We start from the raw sequence: 24,891 nt of genomic DNA on the forward strand, positions 1-24,891 counted from the left end.
CGCATTTTTTTTAGTGTAAGAGACGATAAACAACTATCTCCCACGAGACACTTGCTTATTCCCTCGATTTCGAGATAACTATTATACTATAAATCAATTTGATTTATCCGTCAATAAATTGAACTCACCAAAAAACGATAAAAGAAAACCAAATGACGAAACGGTTTCTTTTATCGTTTTACTTTTAGAGAAATGGATTGTAAAATCTGCCACCATTCACTTGGAAGAGCCATAATGTGATTAGCAACAACAGCAAAGCACCGACTACTAAGACACTATCTTTTACCTTAAATGGTTGTCCAACATACCACGTACGCGTCTTTTTTTGACCAAAGCGACGAAGTTCCATCGCCGTACTAATACTTTCAATCCGGTCTAAACTAGAAAAAATCAACGGAACAACGATTTGCGCGGTCCCTTTGACTCGTTGTAAGAACTTGCCTTTTTTCGACATTTCAAACCCTCTTGCTTGTTGCGCTTGTGAAATCGTAAAAAATTCTTCTTGAATATCAGGAATGTAGCGCAAGGCCAACGATACAGCGTAACTAATTTTATAGCTGACACCAATTTTGTTTAAACTAGAAGCAAAAGAACTGGGATTTGTCGTCAGTAGAAATACGAGCGCTAACGGAATCGTGCAAAAATATTTTAACACTAAGTTCACTAAATAAAAGACTTGCTCTTGCGTTAAAGTAAAACGCCCAATACCTTCAAAAATAAGATGCCGCGTCCCATAAAGTTTCACCCCATACTCCGGTTCAAAAAGATAGACCGTGACTAGATTCAACAAAGAGAAAATCGCAATAAACTTAATCACAAACGAAACTTGATGCCATTTGATATGGGCTAGGGGAAATAATCCCACGGAAAATAAACTCACGAATAGTAAGAAACGGGTATCATACGTCGTCATACATGCGATGGAAACCACTAACAAGAAAATCAATTTGGCAGTTGGATTCAGATTGTGAATCCTCGTCTTTCCTGGATGGTACCCTAATGTTTGATGCTCCTTCATCGGACTCTTCCCCCTTCCTCAAATGCAATGAAGCGTTGGGTAAAACCAATTGGATCGGTTAAACCAAGACGTGTCGCAAAGGTGAACAACGTTGTTTCTTTGAGCGCCGCTTCTTTGACGAGTGGAGGTGACGTCAAGATGTCAATCGGCGCGCCATCTGCTAAAATTTTTCCGTCGTTGATGACTAAGGTACGCTCACTATATTCTAACATCAAGTGCATATCGTGGGTAATCATCACAATTGTTTTTCCAAGACGATTGAGCTCATCTAAAAACACCATCATTTCGGTATAATGGCGATAATCTTGCCCCGCCGTTGGTTCATCCAGAATCAACATCTCTGGTTCTAAAACTAAAATTGACGCAATCGTTACACGCTTCTTTTGCCCGTAACTTAAGGCTGAAATGGGCCAATGACGAAATGGATACAAGCCACAAACATGTAACACTTTTTCGACTCGTGTCTGAATATTTGCCGGAGCAACGCCTCTGAGTCGCAACCCGAGTGCCACTTCATCAAAAATCATTTTTTGCGAAATCATCTGATTCGGATTTTGTAAGACGTAGCCAATTTTGTCTGCGCGTTCTTTAATCGAATCGCTCGTTAAGTCCTTCCCTTGCCACGTCATCTTCCCTTGTGCCGAAATAAAGCCACAAATCGCTTTAAATAACGTCGATTTCCCTGCACCATTGCGACCGACAATACTAATTTTCTCCCCTTGATGAATCGTCGTACTTAAGTGGTCTAGAACAAAAGGATCTTGTTTACGATATTGATACGTCACGTCCGTTAACGTTAAAAGAGGCGTCTTTTTTTCTTTTTTCTTAGACTCTTGTGTGATACCTTGCCAGCTTTTCAAGACGTCTTTTAAGCCAGGACCTTGTACGTGATAGAGATTTGCAATCTCAGAAACTGTTGCTAAATCAACATTTGCCGCTTTCATCGCGGTAATATATAACGGTTCGCGAATCCCACTTTCCGTTAAAAGATTCGTTTTGAGTAACACGTCAGGATGTTGATCGGCAATAATTTCGCCTTCGTTAAATACGATAATCCGATCAACGGGGCATTCTAAAACATCTTCTAAGCGGTGCTCAATAATCACAACCGTCGTATCGCCTTCATTATGAATGCGATCAATTAAATGAATCGCTTCTTTACCCGCCGCCGGATCAAGATTGGCTAACGGCTCATCAAATAATAGAATAGGCGCTTCATTAATCAAGACTCCCGCCATCGATACCCGCTGCTTTTGACCACCTGATAAATCTTGCGGACGTTTATCCAAATGCTGGTTCACATCCACCACTTCTGCCCATCGCGCGACTTGTTGCTTCATTTCTTCTTGAGCAACCGTATCATTTTCGAGCACAAAGGCGATGTCTTCTGCCACGGTTAAGCCTATAAATTGACTGTCGGTATCTTGGAGGACCGTACTCGTACTAAAGGAGAGATCAAATAGCGAGTGTTGTGCCAGATTTTTGCCGTCAATGACGACCTCACCCGTGATGGTACCTTCATATTGATTTGGAATTAAGCCATTGATACAATTGGCAAAAGTTGATTTCCCACTACCTGAAGGTCCAACGATTAAGATTTTCTCCCCTTCATAAATCGTCATATTCACATTTTTTAGCGTGGGTTCAGATTGACTATGATACTGAAAGGTAAAGTTTTCAAAACTAATTATTGCTTTTCTCATCGTTTTCTCCTTCATTTTTGAGTCTCACTTTCACAAGAACAGACAAAAAGCCGAGTCCGTTCACTCGGCTATTTTCATCTACCTAATCTTTTTTTAAGCTACCTTGCTTAATTTGTGTTGCAGCATAAGCCTTCATTAATAATGTGCCAATAATTCCCACTGCGACAATATTTAAACTCGCAGAAATAAGACCTTGCGTATAGACTTTATTTACGGGTTCGCTATAGATTAATACGTCTAACGTTGGGGCAATTAATCCCCAAACTATGGCATTGCCAATCACTTGATAGACATTAAACGTGATCATGTCTTTTTTATCAAAAACACCTTGTCGTAAATTAATTTTACGTCCTGCGAAGCCATAAATCAAGCCTATAATCCCAGAACAGACAATCCAACTCCACCACGCACTCCCATAGGTTGTAAAGTCTTTTAACGTGTGACCAATCAAACCGATTAAAGCTCCTGCAACCGGTCCGTAAACGACTGACATTAACGCCAAGAACGGATACGATGTTTCAAGGTTGGTATTCGTAAAAATAGGAATCACTGCAAAACGGCCTAAAATGACAAAAACTGCCGACCCAATCCCAATGGCAACAATTGTTTTAACTGAAAGTTCTTTTTTCATTCTGTTTCCTCCTCAAAAATAATTTTCTTCGCTTTGCGTAATTCTAATTTCCAGTCAATCCCCGTGCCAATATGATACAAATCAGAAAACGAATCTTGGTTGACGGCAATGCCAATATTGACTAAAGAATTGACATACACCAACGGTTCTCCAATGTTCACATCCGCAAATGACTTCGCAAATTGAAGTAAATTTTGATACACTTTTTTCCCTTTATGATAAATCGTTACTTGTAATAAATCGCCATGTGTAATATTCGTTTGTTTGAAAAATGCTAATGGAATATTCGTCCATAGTGAACCAAAACGAACGTCAAGCACGTCAATACTACCGGTTAAGCGATTATTTTCAATTTTTGCTTCGTCTATCGTCAATAATTCGACACTATTTAAGGCTGTCACGTCGCCTAATTCTTCAAAGGTAATTTCACCACTTGCTAAACGGGCGCCATTATAAGCGTAAATATCCCGTCCATGAAACGTGTGGCTTTCTTCCGAATGCGGTAAACGACTGGTGATTTCATCAATTTCACGAATCTCCTCAATCCCATCATAATGCTGTATATGCGTTAATGTGCCGTTGTCCGGCGTAATAATATAATGGCCGGATGTTGTTTTGCAGACGATACTCCGACGTGTACTTCCCACACCAGGATCAACGACTGAGACAAAAACGGTCCCTGCTGGCCAATATTTAACCGTTTGGTATAAACGATAAGACGCTACCCAAATATCGTAAGGCGGAATTTCATGCGTTAAATCACTAATTTTAATTTCCCCGCTGACCATTCTCGCCACGCCATACATCGCACTAACCGCACCGTCCCCTAAACCAAAATCTGTTTGTAAAACTAAATCGTTTGCCATCGCATTGTCCACCTGCTCTTTTCATTTAATTCTCATCATTTTACAATCTTTGGAGATGAAATACAATCAAAAAAAAAGCAAATGATTGATTTTAAAGACTTGATTAGATCTTAGATTTAAAAAAAGCACTTATTTTTATCATGGTATTCTCATTTAATTGATTAACGAGACAATCATCCTCTAATGACGCGTTTCATTAACACTCATTATTTTTTCCCTCTCGCATACGATCCATTAAAGACTTCAAACTCCTGATCGTGTAGGTCCGTTGCAGCGTCGGCTAACCAATTTGCATTTCGGATTAAGCCTCGCCCAATCGCGACTAAATCAACTTGTCCAGTCTGTAATAATGATTCACACAAGCCCGGATTATCCAGTAGCCCTACGGCAACGACCGGAACCGTCACGGCTTGTTTCAAGGCAACAGCATAGGGTACTTGATAACCGGGATAAACCGGGATATTAGGCGTACGATCAAGGACACCACCGGTTGAGATGTCGAGACAATCGATCCCATCTGCTTCCAACCATCGCCCAATTACTTGCCATTCTTCGAGACTATTTTGTTCATCATCGGGAGCATAATCCGTTAAGGACAACCGAATCCAGAGGGAACCTTGGTAAAACTGACGAATCTCCGCAATGATTTCTTTCACAAAACGATACCGATTTTCTAAACTCCCACCATATTCGTCCGTCCGTTGATTCGTTTGAGGAGATAAAAATTGATTGATTAAATAGCCATGTGCCCCATGTAATTCAATCATATCAACGCCCGCTGTTACGGCACGTTTAGTTGCCTCAATAAAGGCTTGTTGCACTTGCCGAATCTCATCAAGCGTCATCTCACATGTGGTGTTTGATACGCTGCACTAAATGTAATGGCACTCGGGGCTAATGGATAAATCGCATCTTTGGCTTTTCGTCCACCATGATTTAACTGAATCCCAACCTTGCTCCCTAAAAAATGAAGACTATCCACTAATTCCTGTAGTTTTTGTGCTTGAGTGTCGTTCCATAGTCCCAAATCTTGATCGGTTAAGCGACCATCGGGTGTTACGGCGGTTGCTTCAATGATAATCAGTCCGACTTTCCCAATCGCACGCGCGCCATAATGCGCAACGTGAAACGGCGTGATTTCGCCATCTTTTTCATGGACTTCATACATACACATCGGTGGCATGACTACCCGATTGTTTAAAGACAATTTCGCTAAATTAACTGGTGACAACAATAATGACATGCTTCTTTTCTCTCCTTTATACTTTCGCTTCGATTGACGAGGTAACGATTGATCGTAACAATCGCTACTGTTCGCATTTCAAAGATGATTTGATTGGTTGTCAATTTCTAAATGACGCCTATTTCGTATTTTACCACACTCCATTCGTTTCTACTTTTACGAATCTTTGTTACACTGAAAGTATCACATCGTAAAGGAGCTTCTATTATGGAATCGAAAATCATTTATCTTGTTCAAGAACTAGACGCCCGTCATCAAGAAACATTACACCAACTAGCGCCGAACTATGAATTTCGCACACAAGAAAATCCACCAACCACGTCAGAGTTGCCGTTTGTGGAAATGATGCTAGGGTGGGATCCGGAAATTGGCAAAGACATTTTAGCTTTAGAAAAGAGTCACTTGCGATGGATCCAAGCCAATAGTGCTGGCGTTGATTATCTCGACCTTGTAACGTTAAGAGAAAAAGGGATTTTACTGAGTAATATGAGTGGGATTCACGCAATTCCGATTGCCGAATCGGTTATCGGGATGCTTTTAGCACGTTATCGAGGGATTCAAACAGCGATTCGTGCGCAAACAGCCAAACAGTGGTTACCGCATACAGAAATTACCTATGATGAATTAAACGGGAAAAAAATGGTCATTATCGGTGCCGGAAAGATTGGGCAGCAACTTGCAAGTATCGCAACTGCACTGGGCGTGGAGGTTTCCGGGGTCAATCGTAGTGGACGACAACTCGAGCATTTCGCTACCGTTTATCGTCAAAGCGACTTATGCACTCATCTCAATAAATTTGATATTGTCGTGAATATCTTGCCGTTAACCAATGAAACGCATCATTTTTATAACGACGCCTTTTTTTCACAGGTCAAACCTGGTGCGCAGTTTATTAACGTTGGGCGTGGCGCAAGTGTCGACACCGCGGCAATCATTCGAGCACTCGAAGAAAAACAACTTTCTTTTGTCGGTCTCGATGTGTTCGAGACCGAACCACTTGAAGAAACCAGTCCGTTATGGACGATGGAAAATGTGATGATTACGCCGCATATTGCAGGACTAGTGCGGCACTTCCAACAAAAAATCATGACGATTTACGAAGCCAATCTCACGAGCTACCTTCAAACAGGAACGCTAGCCCGTAACGAGGTCGACTTGACTTCAGGATATTAACGTACTTGCGAGTGGAATGAAAAATGATCTTATTCTGATAAACTGGAGGAATCATTAAAAAAAGGGGCTCTTTTCATGACTCGCATGACGGATCATTTTGGCTAGAGCAGCCTTTTATCCCTTATTACCCCCTCAAATAGTTGGATCACTGAGAGGTTTCTGCGATTTGTCTTGCTTCGCCAAAAATGTCTCACAACGACCAATCCAACAATCTTCATATTCTGCTTGCGACACAATTTTGTCAGATAAATCAAGAATCTCGTGTAGTTGTGCCACTTGACACCAATCCACGCATTGGTGATACAGATTTTCTAATTCGTCAGAGATGATGTCCTCCTCTATGATCACTGGCAAAGCTCGAACGCCCTTTTGTGCCGCAACAAAGGCTCGTGTATGGCCGTCGATGAGGACTGGTTTTTCACTCCACGAAAAGGAACGAATCGTAATTGGTGAAAAGTTCGTCAAATCAGACGAAAACCATTCATTTATTTTCACAATCTTCGCATGCGATAAAAATAATTGGCTCAATTGAAGCTCTTTTATTGTCAGTATCTTTTCCTTAAAGTTATCCACTGTGGAAAACTCCTTCCGCTTTTTATTTTATTTACCCACAATTTAATAGAATAAAAGGTTGTGACGCTCGTGGGTCACAACCTTTTTTGAGCTATTCTTCTATCCCATTGGACTTAGTAAATAAGTCTCCACTAAACGATACGTCGCTTCAATCGAATCACGATGGGTCCGCTCGTAAGCGTGACTTGCTTCAATTCCGGCACCAATTAGTCCATGTTTCACATCTGCTCCTGCACGCATCGCCGCAGAAGCATCACTGCCATAAAACGGATAAATATCTAATTTATAAGGAATATCGTGCGCTTTACATAACGCCACAAAATGATTACGTAACCCTAAATGATATGGTCCCGTTCCATCTTTGACACAAATAGAAACCGTGTATTCATCGGTTTGTTGGTCATCACCCATCGCACCCATATCCACCGCTACGTATTCAACGACACGCGGATCAATGTTTGAATTGCCGCCATACCCAATCTCTTCATTATTTGAAAATAAGAAGCAAGTCGTATACGGTAATTCAATGTTTTCTTCTTTGATTTTTTGTAAAAATGCGACTAAAATTGCGGCACTCACTTTGTCATCTAAATGACGCGACTTAATAAAACCACTCGGTGTGATTTCAGTACGGGGATCAAAACTAATAAAATCGCCCACTTCAATTCCTAACGCTTGTGTTTCTTCGGCATTGGTCACTTTCTCGTCCAAGCGAATCTCCATATTGCTTTGATTTCGTTCCGCTGTCCCTGCGTCTTGATAGACATGAACACTCGTTTGATGCATTAAAATCGTACCAGTAATTTCTTTGCCTGCTTGCGTATGAACGGTACAATATTCGCCTTCAATCGCATTGTATTTAAATCCACCAATCAAATCCATTTTAAGTCGTCCGTCAGGTTTAATCGCTCGAACAATCGCGCCTAATGTATCCACGTGCGCCGTAATAAAGCGTTGTTGTTCCGTATTTTGACCCGGAACGGTCACAATTAAGCTGCCTTTACGATTTTGTTGCGTATCATACCCTATTTTTCCTAATTCCTCTTCTAAAAACGACATAATTTCAGTCGTGTAACCTGTAGGTGAAGGGATTGTGGTTAAGCTTTTTGTTAATTCTAATAAGTTCTCCATTAAAACACTCCTTTACTCAATACCTTTTTATTATAGCGGATATTTTGACCGGTGAGGAGTCTTTCAGCAGAAAACAAAATTTGTTATGGAGTAAAACATCGGCCTTTTTATCCCACCGTGTCATTCTTGGTTTCGTTTTGCTAATACGTCTTTGCCACCGGTCACCTCAATGATTGCACCCGAAATTTTATCGGCATTATCCTCACATAAAAAGGCCACTGTTCGCGCAATATCTTCTCCCACTTCCGGACGCATCTGGGGATCAGCCACCATTCGGGCAGCCTCTATCGTCATTTCTTTCCACTGGCTCGTAATATCACCCGGACAAACCATATTGACTGTGATCCCATTGTCGGACTCTTCTAAAGCAAGCGTTCGAATCAATGAGGCACTCCCCGTTTTAGCCGCAGCATAAGCGCCACGATACTTCCAAGCAGGCGTCTGACCAACTCGATCAAAACCGAGCATGACAATCCTACCCCAGCGCTGGGCTTGCATCACGGGTAGTAGGGCTTTTAATAAATAGAAAAAACTATTCAAATTTCCATCAATCATCTGTTGCCACTCCACGATGGTATACTCACTGATCGTTTTCTTTTCTCGAATAAAAGGACCGGCATTATGCACCAGAATATCGATACTGCCCATCTTGGCGATACTTTCGGTCGTGACTCGCTGTACATCTAACCTATTCGCCATATCGCCTTGAAGAACAAGTACTTTAACACCATATGTTTTAGTAATAAACGCCGCTGTTTCTTCCGCTTCTTTTTGACTGTGGACGTAATTAATCACCAGATTGATGCCTTTTTTCGCCAGTTCAATTGCACTCATCTTTCCTAACCCTTTCGCACTACCCGTCACCAATGCGACTCTATTTTTCATGATTCCAACCCCTTTTTTCCTGATTTAAAACACGCTTAGCCTTTAATAAGGGTTAAAAATTCTGCACGCGCCTCCGCTTTTTCAGCAAAAATCCCTCTGACAGCTGACGTCGTCGTCATGGCACTCGTGTTTTTGACCCCACGACTACACATACACGTATGTTTAGCTTCTACGACCACCATTGTCCCAATCGGTTCAAGAATCTCCTCTAACGCTTCCGCTATTTGCATTGTCAGACGTTCTTGGACTTGAAAACGGCGTGCATAACCTTCTACCATCCGGGCGATTTTCGAGAGTCCCGTCACTTTTTCATTAGGGATATACCCCACATGCACCACACCAAAAAAAGGCGCGAAATGATGTTCACACATCGAATAAAATTCAATCTCTTTGACTAACACCAACTCTTGATATGGAACATCAAAAATTTTGTGCAAATGCGCCTTTGGATCTTCTCGATAACCTTGAGTATATTCTAAAAACGCTTTCAAAAAACGGTACGGAGTCTCGCGTACGCCTTCTCGATCAGAATCATCCCCACAAAAATCAATCAATCGCTTCATCGCATCTTCAAGCATCATCATTTCCTCCAATTTAGGCGTTAACAACGCTGGATTACTGGCTAATTCCGGAAAATTATTCATTAACAATTGTTTTTCACGGATTTCATTTTTTTCATCAATCATCTCTGCCACTTCCCTTCTCATTCCTACTTATGTAATTTGTGTTTCCTCCTCAAGTATAAAAATCTTTGTCAAATAACACAACTGATTGAGACTTTCCTTTACCAAAAGACACTCTTTTTGAAGTACGATCCTAAAACGTCTTTACTTATCCACATTAAATGTTGTGGATAACCATTTAGAGGTGTTAGGCGACAGCCACAGTTTCCATAAAAAAAGACAATTTCTCTGATGGGAGAAACTGTCTTTTTTATGACTTATTTATTGTAAATCTTTGGACCCTTACGCATATTCTTACGATCATTTTTTGGTGCTTCCATGTCTTTTGACCGGCCGCCACTTTGTTTCTTTTTAATTAACTCGAGCATTTTTTCTTTTTTCTCTTGTGGATTCATTTCATACACTCCTCTTATTCCGTAACACTGACACTACCATTATTAGAATGAATCATTAATTGTTTTATACATGAGAAAGCACGCCCTACTTTACAGCCCTTCGTTCCAAAAAGGATGAGGATTCGTCTGTCTTTCTCTTGACAATATTCGCTTGATCTTCCTTCGTAATCATACATGAAAAAGTGTCAACTCACAAATAAAAGTTCGCTTCTAACAGACAATCTTAATGAAATAAAAGACAATTCACGCTAACAACATCGCTCTTTCATGTCCACTCACTTCTTGCTATAGCGAATGGTTCTGCCCTAGTGAATCTGCAGACCGTTCATATTTCTGACCTGATAATAAAATGAAAAAGCCGATTAATGAAAAGAAACTCGCAGTCGCTAAAAGCGTCGTTAAATTAGTCGCTTCCAAAATCACACCACTCAGTAAACTACCGACACCACTACCAATTCCTAAGTAACAAACTCCAACGGCGGCTTGCGCCTTCACCGCATCTTTCGCAGGAAGAATCGTCCGGATAAATTGAATATTCCCGGCCCAAAACAAGCCATTCCCAAGCATTTGCATCATTTGTGCGATATTTAAAAGCAACAGATTCGGTGCTAACATAATCAAGAAAATCCGTAAAAATGCAAAGAAAAACGATAATAACATTAATCGGTAAATCCCTAAGCGATCCGCTAGACGCGTAAAAATAATCGCGGCAGGGATTTCACTCGCAGCCAGTAAAAAAGTTCCCAAGCCGTAATCACGGTTATTCCCACCTAACGAACGATACACATCAATTAAAAAACTCGAACTTAATTCTTTTCCAATAAACGAAAAAATAATCGCGATTAAAAATAATTTGAAAAAAGGAAACGCACGCAATAATGCAGGATAAGAAAAAGACTGATTTTCGGATTCATGATGCGTGGCATCGGCCCCTTTCACACGATCTATTTTCAAAATAAAAAAGAGCAACGGAAAAAATAAGAAAAATTGCGCCACTAAAATCCGTTCCGGAGCGACAAACAAGCCTATCAAAAGCGCGCTAATCGCATAGCTCAATGAACCCGCCCCCCGTGCCACCGGATAGTTAATTTTCTGACCTTTATAAAAATATAACGTCGACATCGCATCGATAAATGAAACCATCCCATAAGTCACAATGCCATACATCATAAAAATGAACGTCATTCCAAAAAATCCCGGATTTAAAATTTGAATCCCAGTCATCATCATACTAATGATGATCATCACCGCAATCAATTGATTAAAAGAAATCACAGACTTAAATTTGTCCATCACATTGGCAATAATCGGTTGAAAAATGACACTAAATAACGCTCGTAGCGCCAAGAAAAAACCAATTTGCGTATGATTAAATCCTTGTGTTTGTAAAACAGGTACCATATAACCAATAAAACAGGCGGACATCGCATAAAAACTACACTGCAACATCACATATTGATAATGCAACTTTTTCTCCATCGTGACCTCACTTTGATTGTGATAAATCCCTTCGCACCTCTACATCCTAAGCTCGCAAATCAAGGATTTATCGCTAATTTCAAATACTTTTTGAACCAGCTTCATCATACCTTCCCTCTTAGGTTTCTTCAAGCCATTTTTTCGGGAAAAGGGCAACAAAAAAAGAGTTCCAATCTAAAAGATGTTAGTTGACTAACACTACAATTAGAAAGGAAATCTCTATTAGCATAAAAATATTCAGTTCCATATCCAAACCCTTACTGTTAATGAAAGTCGAGTTTAGATAATGATGGTATCTAAAGTGTTAATGATTTTTTCTTAAACTATCGTATAGATGCTAGTTATGGATTACTGTACCGGTATTACCTAAAATAGCTTCTTTCGCTTTTTCGAGTGACGAAATGATTGCCTGGCGCCCAGGTTTAGATTCCACAAATTTTATTGCTGCTTCTACTTTAGGAAGCATACTTCCCGGTGGAAAATGACCTTCAGCTATGTATTCTTTGGCTTGTGATACGCTAATATCTTCCAATTCTACCTGATTCGGTTTTCCAAAATTGATTGCAACTCTATCAACGGCTGTTAAGATAAAGAATACATCGAGATCTAACTCTTCTGCCAACTTCTCACTCGCTTTATCTTTGTCAATCACAGCTTCAATCCCGACTAATTCATTTCCCTCTTCAATAACCGGTATCCCGCCACCTCCTGCTCCAATAATAATATGTCCGTTATCAACCATTTGTTTCATCAAGTCTGCTTCTATCACTTTTACCGGCTCAGGTGAAGGTATCACTTTTCTATAACCTCTTCCTGAATCTTCAATATAAGTATCACCTGAATTTTCTATTAATTTATTTGCATCTTCTTTTGTATAAAATGGACCGATTGGTTTCGATGGATTTTGAAAAGCTGGATCTTCTTTATCAACCACTACTTGTGTTACTAAAGAAACCACTGATTTTAGAATGCCACGGTTCAATAATTCTGTTCTTAGTGCGTTTTGAAAATGATAGCCGATATATCCTTGACTCATCGCGCCAGATTCTGGAAATGGCATACTATAAATTTCGTCTCCTTTAACTTTGCTATATTCATTAAATGCCAAGTTAATTGCTCCGACTTGCGGCCCATTTCCATGAGATAAAACTACTTCATGCCCTTGTTCAATCATATCTACAATAGCGACCGCTGCATTTTTTACTAATTCCTTTTGTTCTATAGCGTTGTTTCCCAAAGCATTTCCGCCAAGCGCTATCATAACCTTACTCATCTAATTTCCTCCTTATATGTTTCCATAAACGCAATGAATGCTTTCTCAAAACACTCAAATGGTGGATGAACAATCCCCGCACCGATTTGTCCTATACCTGCTTCTTTATGAGCCATTCCCGTATTGATTACGGGTAAAATATTTGTATCGATAACTTTAAGAATATCAATCCCATAAGCGCCACCTCTAAAGTTCAAGTTAGGAATAGAATAATTACTATTTTCACCTACTGTTATTTCATACATTTGCTCACTATAGTGTATCGCATCTTCTACATCCCCACCAACAAACTGAACAATTGCAGGTGAAGCAGCCATCGCAAATCCCCCAATGCCCATTGTTTCTGTAATCGTGCTATCTCCCAGATCAGGCGCTGCATCTTCTTGAGTATATCCTGGGAAAAACATTCCTTTGATATAGTTCGCAGGTGCGGTAAACCATTTCTCATTACCCAAGCCACTTATGCGAATTCCGAATTCTACGCCGTTTCGAGCCATCGTGGTCACTACGGTAGAATATTTCACACCTTGTGCAGCATCCAATGCAGATTTACTCGCAGGCATAGATAAGTTCAAGAAGTAATGATCATTTTCACGAATGAAACGAGTAACATCTCTGACTTCTTCTTTCGTTAAATCTGTTTGTAAGAAATAATCGCTAATTTCGCGATAAAATAGACTTGTAGCTGCCTTATTTCTATTGTGACATTCATCTCCCATATGGAGTGCTTGAGATGTAATAGATTTCAAATCTATCCCATCTGTAAGAGCCAAAGCTTTCTTAAGTGCAGGAGCAAAAGTTTTCTCGATCCAGCTTAAGCGATCCAATACTTCTTGGGAGTTCGCTCCAAAACGAAGTACTTTTCCTAGACCCTCATTGACTGTACAGAACGTTTTATTCCCGTGTATCCGATTTTCAACAATATGAACGGGCATTGATGCAGAAATGATTCCAGCCATAGGACCTACCGCATTATAGTGGTGGGCAGGGGCAAATTCAATTTCTCCTGATGATGCTAATTCTTCGGCTTCTTTCTCATTAGATGCCAATCCTTCATACATTAGCGCTCCTGCAATTGCACCTTTTACCGGACCAGCCATTCTTTCCCAATTGATTGGTGGACCCGCATGTAGAATAAGTTTCTTATGCATGTTTGGAATCACATTGATGGCTTGATCGATATCTATCAAGAATGGATGAGCCTCTTTGATAATTTTTATTACTTCTTGATTTGCTGCTTCAATTTTATTGATGTTTTTTAAGGAATCCAAAGCTTCAATCACCTGAGCATTTCCTCCTGCGGGTGGTCTCCAATCGTATTGAACCGATTCGACTTGTTGCAAATCTAGGTCATCTTTGAATTTTGATGTCCCAATATTAATTACACGTAATTTTTCATTTAAAATATTTTTACTGTTCGCCATTTAAACAACCTCCCTTTTTGCAATCATTCCTGCTATTTTACTTGCCTTCTCATTACTTTCAGCAACAAATATACCAAGTTCTCTTAGTTTATTTTCTTGCTCTGTCAATCCTTGCTTATCGGTATCAGTACCACAAATGTACGCTACGATTGGGAGTGAACGACCATTTTCTTCAGCAATTTTTTGTGCTTCCTTCAGCGTTTCAAATGACTCACCGACAGGATCTTCGTGAGAGCCATATCCAATTTCAAAATCCAGCAATAAAACTGCCGTATTTTCATTTTTTGCTTCTTTTATAATCCGTTCATTTCTCAAATTCGGTTCAATCATTGGGTGTGGCTTGCCTTTCGTAAACACATCATCTCCCGTATCTAATAGAATATGAGTATCGCTAGCACTAACATCTTCTAATTTTTCATGTTGTAATTTTGCTACATTACTCTTTAAACCGTCAATTTCTTCTCTCAATAAAGATAATGCTTCAGCAGTTAAAGTTCCTCCACAAAATAATCCTTTTAAGTACTTTTGAGAATCAGATAATTGTTTGATCTTTTGAGCAACCCAATCTTTTTCATCCGCACGTAATCCTACATCAAAAATAGCGTTTTCATCAAGAGCTAGAATAGATTGCCGAGCGCCTTCAATCAGTGTCGGTGCAAAAATAGCACCTGACTGTTCGATCGCTTCTTTATCCCCATCTAAGAAACAAACTACTACTGGTTTTGATATTTCTCTAACTTTATTTAAGATTTTCTCTTGAATTGATTTCGCTGGCGGCTTCGAAATAAGTGTAATGACTTTCGTGTCTTCATCTTCATTCAACAGTTCTAATCCCTCTAACATCATGATTCCGCCTATTTTTTCATGTAAATCTCTACCCCCTGTTCCAATTGCATGTGTGATTCCATAGCCTAAGCGGTTAATCTGAACTGCTACTTCTTGCAATCCGGTTCCCGAAGCAGCAACTAGCCCAATCGCTCCTTTTCTCACGTCATTTGCAAAGCAAAGCCCCGTCTGATTAATCATCGCTGTTCCACAATCTGGACCCATAACAAGTAATTTCTTCTCAGCACCCAGTAATTTCAGTTCTCTCTCATCTTCGATAGATACGTTGTCACTAAACAACATGACATTCAATCCATTATTCAACGCTTGCTTAGCTTCTCTAGCTGCGTATTCTCCAGGAACTGAAATTACTGCCATATTCGCCTCAGGTAACGCACTCAGGGCACCTTTAAAGGTCGTCACACTTTGGATCCCTTGTTTATTGTTAGATGATTTTTTAGAACTCAATTGTTCATTAATGTAGTTTAGCGCTTGTTCCAATTCAACTTCACTTTTAGATTTGACCGCAATAATCAAATCATTTTCAGTTGCATTTTGTACCTCTTCCGTACTCATTCCTACATTTTCTAACAATTCTTTGTTCATAGCTGTAGCCATCGACACGACTGCCTCGACAACGCCCTCTTGTTGCAAAACTTTCCCCGATAAAGACATTAGTGTAACGGAATCGTGGTAAGCATTTTTTTCAATAATCACTTTAATTTCCATAAACATTTCCCTCTTTTCTTTTTAGTAAATAACTTAATCCGAAACTTACTCCAGACAACATATCAGTACCTGACGTAGATCCGATTTTGAGCACCTCTTGAGCTGATCCACAACGAATCAGATAGTCGTATAACGCCTGATTGATATTGCTTTCCAACATATTTTTTATCATAAAATAACTCACCACTGTGGTTCTATTTGTAAACTCCACTGCTTTGAATTGTGTGAGTAGTTTTTTTATATCCTCATTTCCCATTCCGTAGCAATGTAGTACCGCTAATAGACCTGTTACAAAATCATCTCCAGATGGGGTCAGACCTATACCTAAACCAATAAATCGTAATAGATTTTCTACGGTTAACTCCTTATCGAGTTGCGTGAATAATTGAATGTAATGCTGATTATAAATAGATTGCGGAGAACTATTTCCTTGAACGTTTCTATGCTTTAAATAAGCCTCTAGGACTCCACCAGGTTTTCCATGTTCTTTCAAATAAGCTAGTAATAAATAATCTTTCTTACGCATCTCACCAAGACTTAAATATATGAATTGCAACGGGTAATACCATGTTGAAGCGTTCTCGTAATACACTGTAGACATCCCTATTCGAAAAGATTCCTCTTGATTAAAGAACACAGCATCTCCTATATACGATGAATCGTGTAATTGCATAAAAGAAATTCTATCCTTTGTCTTTAACATACAGGGAGAAGAAACCACGTTATCAACTGCTATGGCTATCAACTGATGCGGACAAGAAAATTCTATGTTGATGACCTTATCAAATTTATTGACGATTCTTCCATGACTGTTTTCCTCTTTCAGGATGCGGAACTGTTCGCATAGCTGACGGTCCATTTTCTTTATCTGTATGTCCATAACGTTCTCTAATTTTCACCTCCAAACTTCTCTATTCTGTCTATATTTTGTTAAAGTAGCAGGTATTTTCTCTTTTAATTTACACTCTAACAATTAGTGTTATTTGACAATCTTATGCACCATAATACACACGCTATCTTCTTACGTTTCATTGAAAAAAAGCAATTGATAGCGCTTTATTTATTATTTAATGTCATATTAACACGCGAAAAAAAAATTATCATTGTCAAAATGTGACATAAAAAATAATTTTGCTTATCATAAAATTACTAAAATCTCGACGCCATAATTCAGTCTATCGCTCGGAATAAATGATAGGAAGAAAATAGCCTCAATCATCTTATATTTGTTTTTTACAATAATTTGAGTAAGGTATTTTTGCTAGAAGATATATGTTATGATGTTGCAAACGGTTAAAAAAGAGTGAGATATTGGATCAAACTAGACACACTCGTATTTTTAAAGGAGATATACTATGGCAATCACTATAAAAGATGTTTTGTCTCTGGACGGCTTTGAACATGCGCTATTATTAGCTGGGGAAAAGAGTTTGGACAATGAAGTGAGAAAAGCGACTCTAATGGAAGTGCCAGATATTTTCCCTTTTCTTGAGGCAAAAAGTTTTATTTTAACGACGCTGTATCCTATCAACAGCGATAAAAAAGCAATAGATGAGTTGATTCCTCGTCTGTTACAATCTGATGCTACAGGTTTATGTATTAAAGTTGGGCGGTATATAGATAAGATTCCTGAAAAAATGATTACTCAAGCGCAAGAATTAAACTTTCCTTTGATAGAATTACACGGAAGTGATAACTTATCCTCACTTGCCATGGATATTATGAGTATTTCTTTGGATGAGCATATCAATCAGATTTCTTTTCTTAATTCTGTTCACTATCAATTAATGAAGTTGTTTTTAAAAGGACATGATATCGATAGTCTTGTAAATGAGTTTTCAAGATTGATTCAAGCACCTGTGATTCTACTAGATAGTACCTACAATATTCTCGCGACTTCCCCAACGCTGAAAGAAAGTAAAATAGAAGTTCAGACTGAACTTCCTTACCATGGGAATTCCTTAGTCTCGATTGAGATAGATGAAAATAGTTACTTACCTCATGATTTACTCGTTCATTCAATTGAAGCAAGCAAGCGAATTTTTGGTTATTTAATTCTTTTACAACCTGAAAGTACAAATAAGAATCTCATGATGGTTGTAGAAGAAGCATCATTGCTATTGGCTACAGCATTTTATAAAAATTATGCAGTTGCTGAAAAAGAACGCAACTTCCAAGATTCATTTGTTCGTGATCTTTTGCAAGGAACTGAGATCTCACAAATGGATGCCCTACATACAGCGAAACTTTACGGTTGGGAATTAGAATTTCCACAGATTTTACTTGTTCTAAAAGTTTATAGTTCCAATGCTTCTTTAGTCCGTGCTACCTATGAAGAGCTTATTACTCAAAGCACTATTCAAAAACTTATTAGTAGAAAATTATTCACTTCTCCAAATAAAATTATGCTAACCTTCTTAGATGATTCGCTGGTTATCTTTGTCAATTCTGCTTTCATAGATGATAGCAAAAAAAAGATGAAAGAAATCGGGCAATTCATCTTAGAAATATTAAGCCCTGAGTATGACGTGGGTATCGGAATATCCAGTCCAATTTTAGATACAAAAAACATTCCACAAGCATACGGAGAAGCTCAAACTAGTCTACGTATCGGACGAAAATTAGAAACAAATTCTTTTATTAGTCATATTGAAGATAATCTAATCTACAGCGTTTTAAGAGAAATCAAAAATCAAGATATTTTAGAAAAATTTGTTGATAGTATTCTTGGCGAAGTCATACAACATGACAAAGAACATAACAGCCAGTTATTAGAAACGCTCTATGTATTGATTCAAACTGGATTCAATCTAAAAGAAGCTGCTGTAAAGTTGTTTATACACTATAATACCTTACGATATCGCGTGAATCGTTTGAAAGACTTGGGGATTGATATCCGCAAGGAATTAAGAATTGCTGATGTAACGGTTGCTTATCACATCTATCTCTGGATTGAAGCGAGTCGCCAATCAGAGGACTAGTGCTGCTCCGAACAAAAAAAGAGACAGAGCTGAATTCATTTCAGTTCTGTCTCTTTTTTATTCATAATTTATTTTATTTGAGCATCTTTTAGAGCTTCAATCACTTTATCAGAATCCGATACATTCCCGAATACCCCGCCTTGCATTTTAACAGACTTGATTGCCGCTAAATGATTACCGTAGTCGGTAGCTCCAACGCTATCTTTCAGCATCATACACCAATAACCGAAGTCATTAGCTTCTCGCATAATAGTGTGAACACATACATCTGTGGTTATACCTGCAATTATCAAATGTGTGATTCCTAGATTTTTTAACACCATATGAATATTACTAGATCCAAAGGCACCTTTTCCTGCTTTATCCACGACAAAATCGCCTGGCTCTGGATATAACTCATCGATAATGTCCCAGTTTTCCTCGCCTCTCACTAGTAAGCGACCTAATCCACCCTCTGGTTCTTCTCCAATACCAACACCATTTCCAATAATTTTAGATCGCAATACTTTATTATAAGGAGCATCGGACAAGTCAGGTTCATGACCTTCACGCGTGTAAATAACCGTGATATCTGTCTCACGAACTGCATCTAACATTTTTTTAATAGGCTTAATAGGAGCTGCAGTCAATGAAAGATTATAGCCCATCACATTAACATAACCTTGCTCTCCACAAAAATCTGTTTGCATATCAATAATGAGAAAGGCTGTTCGACCTGAATCAAATTCCAAATAAGCTGTATCACCAAAACTTGGACTATCTTCCACTTCTACTTTGAATAACTTCCCTTTGGGTTCTCCGTACAACCATGAAGGATAATTGAACGTTTTTGTTTCTTGAAACACTTCATAATCTTGCTGGATTCTATTTAAATAGTTTTCTCTATTTTTTGTTAAGTATGATTCATAGCTACGATTCTTTTTTTCAGTATTTTTTTCCATATTATATTCCTCCTATAAAGAATCTTTCTTCGCTTCTGTGCGGAATAATATTTGTTCTAAAATAATGACTAGTAGAATTACTAAGATAACCGGATTGTTTAGTAAAGTAGCGATTAAACGTGGGAATTCTTCAAAGAATTCATTAGGCAACGTTAGCGTACCTAATGAGAAAAAAATTGCAAATCCAACAATAAAAATTTCCCGTGCCTCAAAGGTTGGGCCTTCTTTTACCGAATTGATTCCAATCCCAATCAATGTAGATGCCACTCCTAGTAAAACTGCGCCTGCAACTTCTTCGGGCATCGCAGCCATAAAGCCACCGACTTTTCCGAAAAAGCTTAAAATAATAAACACCATACTTGCAATCACTAATAAAAATTTAGAAGCTATTTTTGTTAGTAGTAAAAAACCCATATTTTCACCCAACGCTACATAACTAGGTACTCCCATTATTCCTGTCAATACTCCATCTATTAACCCAAAAACTACTAAGGAACGTTTCTCATCTTTATTCGAAAGAGAGGTACCTAGAAGACCAGTAAAACCACGCATATTTCCATATAGATTAATTGCACTAAATAAATTGATAATTACCATCACGAAAATTAAATCTATGGGCGGGAATGTTAATCCATATGGAAAAATCTGTGGTACTGAAAATACCGGCATACTGTCTACTAAATTCCAGTTGAATTCACCGCCTACTATAAAAGCGAAATAACCTAATAGGATTGTGATCATTACAGGGATTGTACTCAACAGTCCTTTCCCTTTTATAGACAACCATCCGCATAGCAGTGCTAAAAAAAGTCCCACGTAATATGGCCAAGAAGCGCCATCGGATGCTATCATATTCATACCCGTAACACTCGTTGTTAATCCGATCATTAAAAGCATTGCACCCTGAACTAAAGGTGTCCAAACAGTACTAATTTTACTGATTATCCCAAATGCACCTAATATCGCTACAATTAGTCCCGCAATAATATACGCATTAAAAGAATGCAACGCATACTCCTTACCACCAGCTGAAAAAGCAGACACAATTGCAAGCGATGGAATAACACTTGGCCCTGAAACCATAGATAGTTTGTGACCAGATAAAACTTGTACAAGCGTGGATACTCCAATCATCAGTACCACACGTGCCATGTAAGCAGAAAGCTCATTCTCACTAAAATCGATATTTACTCCTACAATGGCATATCCCCACACTACTGGATAAAACATAATAAATACCCATTGTAAGGAGTACAAAATAATATCAATTATTGATTGAGGACGTTCTTCTGGTCCGTAGAGTAAGTCTATGCCGCTTTGATTATCTTTCATTTAAATCTACTCCTTTTCAAAAAAGAGTTTATCATTTTACATAACATTACACAGATGCATCATAAATAATGGTTCCTTCTTTTCCCAATATAGCTTCTCGAGACTTTTCCAATGACGTAATAATTGCTTTGCGTCCGGTTTTACCTTTAACAAATTGAATAGAGGCTTGTATCTTAGGCAACATACTTCCTTCTTTAAATTGACCTTGATTCATCCAGTCTTCTGCCTCTTGAATAGACATCGTACTCAAATTTGTTTGTTTCGAGGTCCCATAGTAAAGGGCAACTTTTGAAATACGTGTCAAGATAAACAAGTAGTCTGCATCGACCGCATCAGCTAATAAGCAACTAGCAGCGTCTTTATCAATGATAGCGTCAGCTGAAACGTAATAGCCCTTATCTTTAAAAACAGGGATCCCCCCACCTCCGCCTGCTATAACAACGGACCCATTCTCTAGTAAGGAACGGATAAGTTCTTTTTCAACTAAGTACAGAGGCTTGGGGGAAGCAACAACCATTTCATTTATCAGGTTTTCTTGTTCATTAAGAATAGTATTCTCTTTTTGAACGTCATTTTGTTCATAAGTACCGATTGTTTTTGTTTTAGTTAAGAAGGCTGGATCCTCGCGATCCACGACTACTTGATTTAAGACGGTAAGGACGTGTTTGTCGATATTTCGTCGTTGTAATTCCTTTGCTAAACAACTTTGAAGATGATACCCAATCCCACCTTGAATCAAGGCAATACAATCAGCTAACAATACTTCTTCATTCCAGTTATTTAACTTTGCATAGGCAGTAAGGGCATCGTATATAGCTTTAATCTGTGGACCGCCGCCATGAGCCAGAACAACGTCATGACCTAGCTCTATCAAATCAACTACGGGAATAATAGCTTTCCTTGCTTTAATGACTTGCTCATTAGGAGTAGTACCCAAAACGTTTCCTCCTAAAGCCACGACTATTCGGCTCATCAGAATCCTCCCCTTCTTTTGTGATGTCTCTTCAATCAGCGACTAGCTCTCACTTTCAATTTAACGACCTCTTTTTTATTAGACTTTTGCAATAACGGCTACTGGGCCTCCACCATCTGGTCCTTGGTGTTCTGCTCCGCCTGATACGTAAACCATTGGATCTCTTGTTAAGGTAGAAATTGCAGCATTAACCACTGCACGAGCGTGACGTGTATGGTTGATATCAGAGTCATCTAACATAATTGTACGTCTTCCACGACACGTTCCTGTTGTAGCAGCTTCCGCTTTAGCTAAAACGTTGACTACTTTGCTGACCTCTTCTTTTGAAGGATACTCATCAAATTGAAGTCCTGCTCCCTTCATTGCATCTTTAACAGAATCGATATCGATTGCATCTTTCATGACTGAATGTCCAATCACTAAATCGCTTGCTGATTCCGTTGAGTTTCCAATCAAAATAATTTCATCGTGCATGATTTCTACACCCGCTGATGTAGAAGCAACTGTTGAATACAGATTCCAATCTGTACAAATCGCTTCATTTGTAACATCTGCTTCAGAAACTTCTCCTAATGCAATCGCTACACCTAAAGCAGAAGCTCCACGAGAGAATCCCATTGATTTGTAAGTATCATGAACGGCTACGTCTTTTCCTCTATGCGCAGCTTCTTCAATTCGATCTGCCGTCAATAATGGACATTTGATTTGAACAAAATGCACGTCTTCTGGTTTTTCAATTTTCGCATCTTTCATTGCTTGACGAACAGCTTCTGCTACTTCAAGCACTTGTTCCATGCGACCAATCTCTTCAGGTTTGAATGGATGAGTAAAAGCGATACCTGCAGCTAAACGTTTTTCTGAAGCTTTAGGAGCCTCAACTTCTTTGCGAATAAATACAGTTAAGTGCGGAGACATTACCCCCTCTGTACCACCAGACATGATAAAGGCAATTTTTTTGTGAACTTCATCTAAATCAATTTGTAATTCATTTGCTAGATAATAGGCTAAAGATTGAGTAGCAAATCCCCGTGTAAAGTCATTTACACAACCATTTCCTTCTGTTTTACCAAGGACCGCGATAATTTCTTCAGGAATAATGGTTTGATTGTCTATTAACGCTTTCAATCCAGAGATGTCATCAGGTGAACCCGTTGCTATACGAAATACTTCTACTTTTTGCATGTTATTTCCTCCTAATAATTTTGTTTTTTTATACAAAGAAACCTACAACACATAATAACGCTAATGCACCCAGTATATATGGAATATTTATTTTTATAATATCTTCCATATCCACTTGGAATGACGAAGATAACGATGCGACATTAATCTGAGCCGGACTAATTTGAGTTCCTAGGCCTACCGCAATCGCCGCTAATCCTAACTGCATAACACTTAAATTTGATGCCACCAATAATGGCATAATCAAGGCAGAAACTCCTACGCTGTAACCTCCAGCCGGAATTGCTACTAAGAATGTAATTAAAATAGCGACTGGTACAACTACAAATGACGGTGCTAATTCAATGAATCCAGCAATATATGCAAATGTGCCAATCTCTGCTAAGATATTAATGAATCCTAAAAATATTCCAATAGAAAACAGCTTGGTCAGGATAAATGCTGAATTATCTACTAAGTCCTTAGCAATATCATCTATTTTTATTCTTGCTATCAATGCTGTTAAGAACAATGTGCTGATCATATTAAAGATAGGTGAAAATACATTGTATCCATTAAATAAACCATTCAATTGCTTTCCAGCCACTACTACAATCAAGAAATAAATCGGTGGAATTGAGAGCACCAGTAATCTCTTCATAGAAAGTTCTTCTTTTACAATTTCTTCTTTTCCAGCTAACAGACTTCCGCTACGATAAACTCCGATAATAGCTATTAACATTGCCAAAATCCAAATAATAATCGTTGGAACGAGCATCGCGCTACTATAGTCCGCAATAGGTATCCCAGAAATCTCAGATATTGCAGCCGCATCGGCTCCAGATGGAGATGTCATGAAAGATGCAGCAGTGCCTAATGACATACCCGCAATAACTGCAGGATGGGCACCTAAAATTGCAAATGCTAATGGACCTGTTACCATGGTATTACCTGCTCCCAAACCAGCAGCATAGGTTGCTAGGGATTGAATCAAAACAATTAAAGCAGCAATAATATATTCTTTATCTCCCACAATTTTCCGACTCAATCTCATTAAAGCTTCAAATCCACCAGCTTTTGCAACAACAAGTGCTGTAGTAGAATAAATAGCAGGCGTTATAATACTTACCATCCCAGGTATAGCAGCAGATACGATTGAAGTAGCAGCTTCTAAACCAACTCCACCAATAATCATCGCTACAACTCCACCAGCTAAACCAGCTATCAACATGTGGTGTTTCTTTACCATCACAACTAATATAACAAGCAATGGAATCAACACGAGTACTTCCATAATTTTCTTTCCTCCTTTAATTAGGTTAATGGTGTGTAGCTATTTCCTCTTCGATTCCTAAATAACAAGGTATTTCTAGAAACTGCAGCTTTTTCATCCCCTTATTAATCCCTATTCTAATTTCTTCTGTAAGCACTTACAATGTCGAAAACAGACAAAGGTGAAGACTGAATTTTAT

At 38.7% G+C, this 24,891-nt stretch carries 21 protein-coding genes and 1 pseudogene; 2 read left to right on the plus strand and 20 right to left on the minus strand.

Translation table 11 applies throughout. The features are described from left to right. Positions 1 to 184: 184 nt before the first annotated feature. The 5 genes and pseudogenes from RU93_RS05885 to RU93_RS05905 all read right to left on the minus strand — a co-directional run bounded on the left by RU93_RS05885 (position 185) and on the right by RU93_RS05905 (position 5,461). A complete protein-coding gene (locus RU93_RS05885) occupies positions 185 to 1,018 on the minus strand; it encodes an energy-coupling factor transporter transmembrane component T family protein (RefSeq protein WP_071874687.1) in 834 nt (277 codons plus the stop codon). Further along, entirely contained in the window at positions 1,015 to 2,721 is a 1,707-nt protein-coding gene (locus tag RU93_RS05890) for an ABC transporter ATP-binding protein (RefSeq protein ID WP_071874688.1), read from the minus strand. Before RU93_RS05890 ends, RU93_RS05885 begins: the two co-directional genes overlap by 4 nt. 82 nt (positions 2,722 to 2,803) lie before the next feature. Beyond that, positions 2,804 to 3,352 (minus strand): ECF-type riboflavin transporter substrate-binding protein, encoded by a 549-nt coding sequence (locus RU93_RS05895; RefSeq protein WP_071874689.1) that lies wholly within the window; start codon positions 3,350 to 3,352, stop codon positions 2,804 to 2,806. Then, positions 3,349 to 4,218 carry an SAM hydrolase/SAM-dependent halogenase family protein gene (locus RU93_RS05900; RefSeq protein ID WP_071874690.1) on the minus strand — a complete coding sequence of 290 codons (870 nt, stop codon included), beginning with the start codon at positions 4,216 to 4,218 and terminating at the stop codon, positions 3,349 to 3,351. The genes RU93_RS05895 and RU93_RS05900 overlap by 4 nt, the downstream gene beginning before the upstream one ends. Positions 4,219 to 4,424: 206 nt before the next feature. Then, positions 4,425 to 5,461: pseudogene (locus tag RU93_RS05905) on the minus strand (oxidoreductase). Positions 5,462 to 5,668: 207 nt separating this feature from the next. On the opposite strand from RU93_RS05905, the gene RU93_RS05910 reads away from it, so the two are divergent. Further along, positions 5,669 to 6,634, plus strand: coding sequence for a phosphoglycerate dehydrogenase (locus RU93_RS05910; protein ID WP_071874691.1), 966 nt, complete (start codon positions 5,669 to 5,671; stop codon positions 6,632 to 6,634). A gap of 132 nt (positions 6,635 to 6,766) precedes the next feature. Here the strand turns inward: RU93_RS05910 and RU93_RS05915 are convergent, their stop codons facing one another. The 10 genes from RU93_RS05915 to RU93_RS05960 all read right to left on the minus strand — a co-directional run bounded on the left by RU93_RS05915 (position 6,767) and on the right by RU93_RS05960 (position 16,911). Then, positions 6,767 to 7,207, minus strand: a complete 441-nt coding sequence (locus RU93_RS05915) for a hypothetical protein (RefSeq protein ID WP_084131217.1) — start codon at positions 7,205 to 7,207, stop codon at positions 6,767 to 6,769. Between the two features lie 99 nt (positions 7,208 to 7,306). Further along, complete coding sequence (locus RU93_RS05920; RefSeq protein ID WP_071874692.1) at positions 7,307 to 8,338, minus strand: M42 family metallopeptidase; 1,032 nt, start codon at positions 8,336 to 8,338, stop codon at positions 7,307 to 7,309. A 120-nt stretch (positions 8,339 to 8,458) separates the two neighbouring features. Continuing rightward, complete coding sequence (locus RU93_RS05925) at positions 8,459 to 9,223, minus strand: SDR family oxidoreductase (protein WP_071874693.1); 765 nt, start codon at positions 9,221 to 9,223, stop codon at positions 8,459 to 8,461. Positions 9,224 to 9,258: 35 nt separating this feature from the next. Next, positions 9,259 to 9,909: a GTP cyclohydrolase I FolE gene (gene folE, locus RU93_RS05930; RefSeq protein ID WP_071874748.1), complete on the minus strand. Its 651-nt coding sequence runs from the start codon at positions 9,907 to 9,909 to the stop codon at positions 9,259 to 9,261. 254 nt (positions 9,910 to 10,163) lie between these two features. Continuing rightward, positions 10,164 to 10,301 (minus strand): hypothetical protein, encoded by a 138-nt coding sequence (locus RU93_RS12070; protein ID WP_071874694.1) that lies wholly within the window; start codon positions 10,299 to 10,301, stop codon positions 10,164 to 10,166. Positions 10,302 to 10,586: 285 nt separating this feature from the next. Then, positions 10,587 to 11,780, minus strand: coding sequence for an MFS transporter (locus tag RU93_RS05940; protein ID WP_071874695.1), 1,194 nt, complete (start codon positions 11,778 to 11,780; stop codon positions 10,587 to 10,589). Positions 11,781 to 12,117: 337 nt separating this feature from the next. Beyond that, entirely contained in the window at positions 12,118 to 13,053 is a 936-nt protein-coding gene (arcC, locus tag RU93_RS05945) for a carbamate kinase (RefSeq protein WP_071874696.1), read from the minus strand. After that, a complete protein-coding gene (locus RU93_RS05950; protein ID WP_071874697.1) occupies positions 13,050 to 14,477 on the minus strand; it encodes a YlbE family protein in 1,428 nt (475 codons plus the stop codon). Before RU93_RS05950 ends, arcC begins: the two co-directional genes overlap by 4 nt. Then, a complete protein-coding gene (gene fdrA / locus RU93_RS05955) occupies positions 14,478 to 16,031 on the minus strand; it encodes an acyl-CoA synthetase FdrA (RefSeq protein WP_071874698.1) in 1,554 nt (517 codons plus the stop codon). Beyond that, complete coding sequence (locus RU93_RS05960) at positions 16,021 to 16,911, minus strand: oxamate carbamoyltransferase subunit AllH family protein (protein ID WP_071874699.1); 891 nt, start codon at positions 16,909 to 16,911, stop codon at positions 16,021 to 16,023. The genes fdrA and RU93_RS05960 overlap by 11 nt, the downstream gene beginning before the upstream one ends. Positions 16,912 to 17,386: 475 nt before the next feature. Here RU93_RS05960 and RU93_RS05965 point away from each other — a divergent pair, with 475 nt between their 5' ends. Beyond that, positions 17,387 to 19,012, plus strand: a complete 1,626-nt coding sequence (locus RU93_RS05965) for a PucR family transcriptional regulator (protein WP_071874700.1) — start codon at positions 17,387 to 17,389, stop codon at positions 19,010 to 19,012. 68 nt (positions 19,013 to 19,080) lie between these two features. On the opposite strand, the gene RU93_RS05970 is transcribed toward RU93_RS05965, so the two are convergent. The 5 genes from RU93_RS05970 to RU93_RS05990 all read right to left on the minus strand — a co-directional run bounded on the left by RU93_RS05970 (position 19,081) and on the right by RU93_RS05990 (position 24,713). After that, a complete protein-coding gene (locus tag RU93_RS05970) occupies positions 19,081 to 19,953 on the minus strand; it encodes a cysteine hydrolase family protein (RefSeq protein WP_084131220.1) in 873 nt (290 codons plus the stop codon). 12 nt (positions 19,954 to 19,965) lie between these two features. After that, the gene (locus RU93_RS05975; protein ID WP_071874701.1) at positions 19,966 to 21,285 is read right to left on the minus strand and encodes a uracil-xanthine permease family protein; all 1,320 of its coding nucleotides are present in this window, start codon (positions 21,283 to 21,285) and stop codon (positions 19,966 to 19,968) included. Positions 21,286 to 21,331: 46 nt separating this feature from the next. Continuing rightward, positions 21,332 to 22,258: an amino acid kinase family protein gene (locus RU93_RS05980; RefSeq protein ID WP_071874702.1), complete on the minus strand. Its 927-nt coding sequence runs from the start codon at positions 22,256 to 22,258 to the stop codon at positions 21,332 to 21,334. 78 nt (positions 22,259 to 22,336) lie between these two features. Then, positions 22,337 to 23,440, minus strand: a complete 1,104-nt coding sequence (gene atzD / locus RU93_RS05985) for a cyanuric acid amidohydrolase (protein ID WP_071874703.1) — start codon at positions 23,438 to 23,440, stop codon at positions 22,337 to 22,339. A 28-nt stretch (positions 23,441 to 23,468) separates the two neighbouring features. Then, positions 23,469 to 24,713, minus strand: a complete 1,245-nt coding sequence (locus RU93_RS05990) for a hypothetical protein (protein WP_071874704.1) — start codon at positions 24,711 to 24,713, stop codon at positions 23,469 to 23,471. Between the last annotated feature and the right edge of the window lie 178 nt (positions 24,714 to 24,891).

Origin of the sequence: Enterococcus aquimarinus, from assembly GCF_001885765.1 — a bacterium.
Lineage (GTDB): Bacteria > Bacillota > Bacilli > Lactobacillales > Enterococcaceae > Enterococcus_I > Enterococcus_I aquimarinus.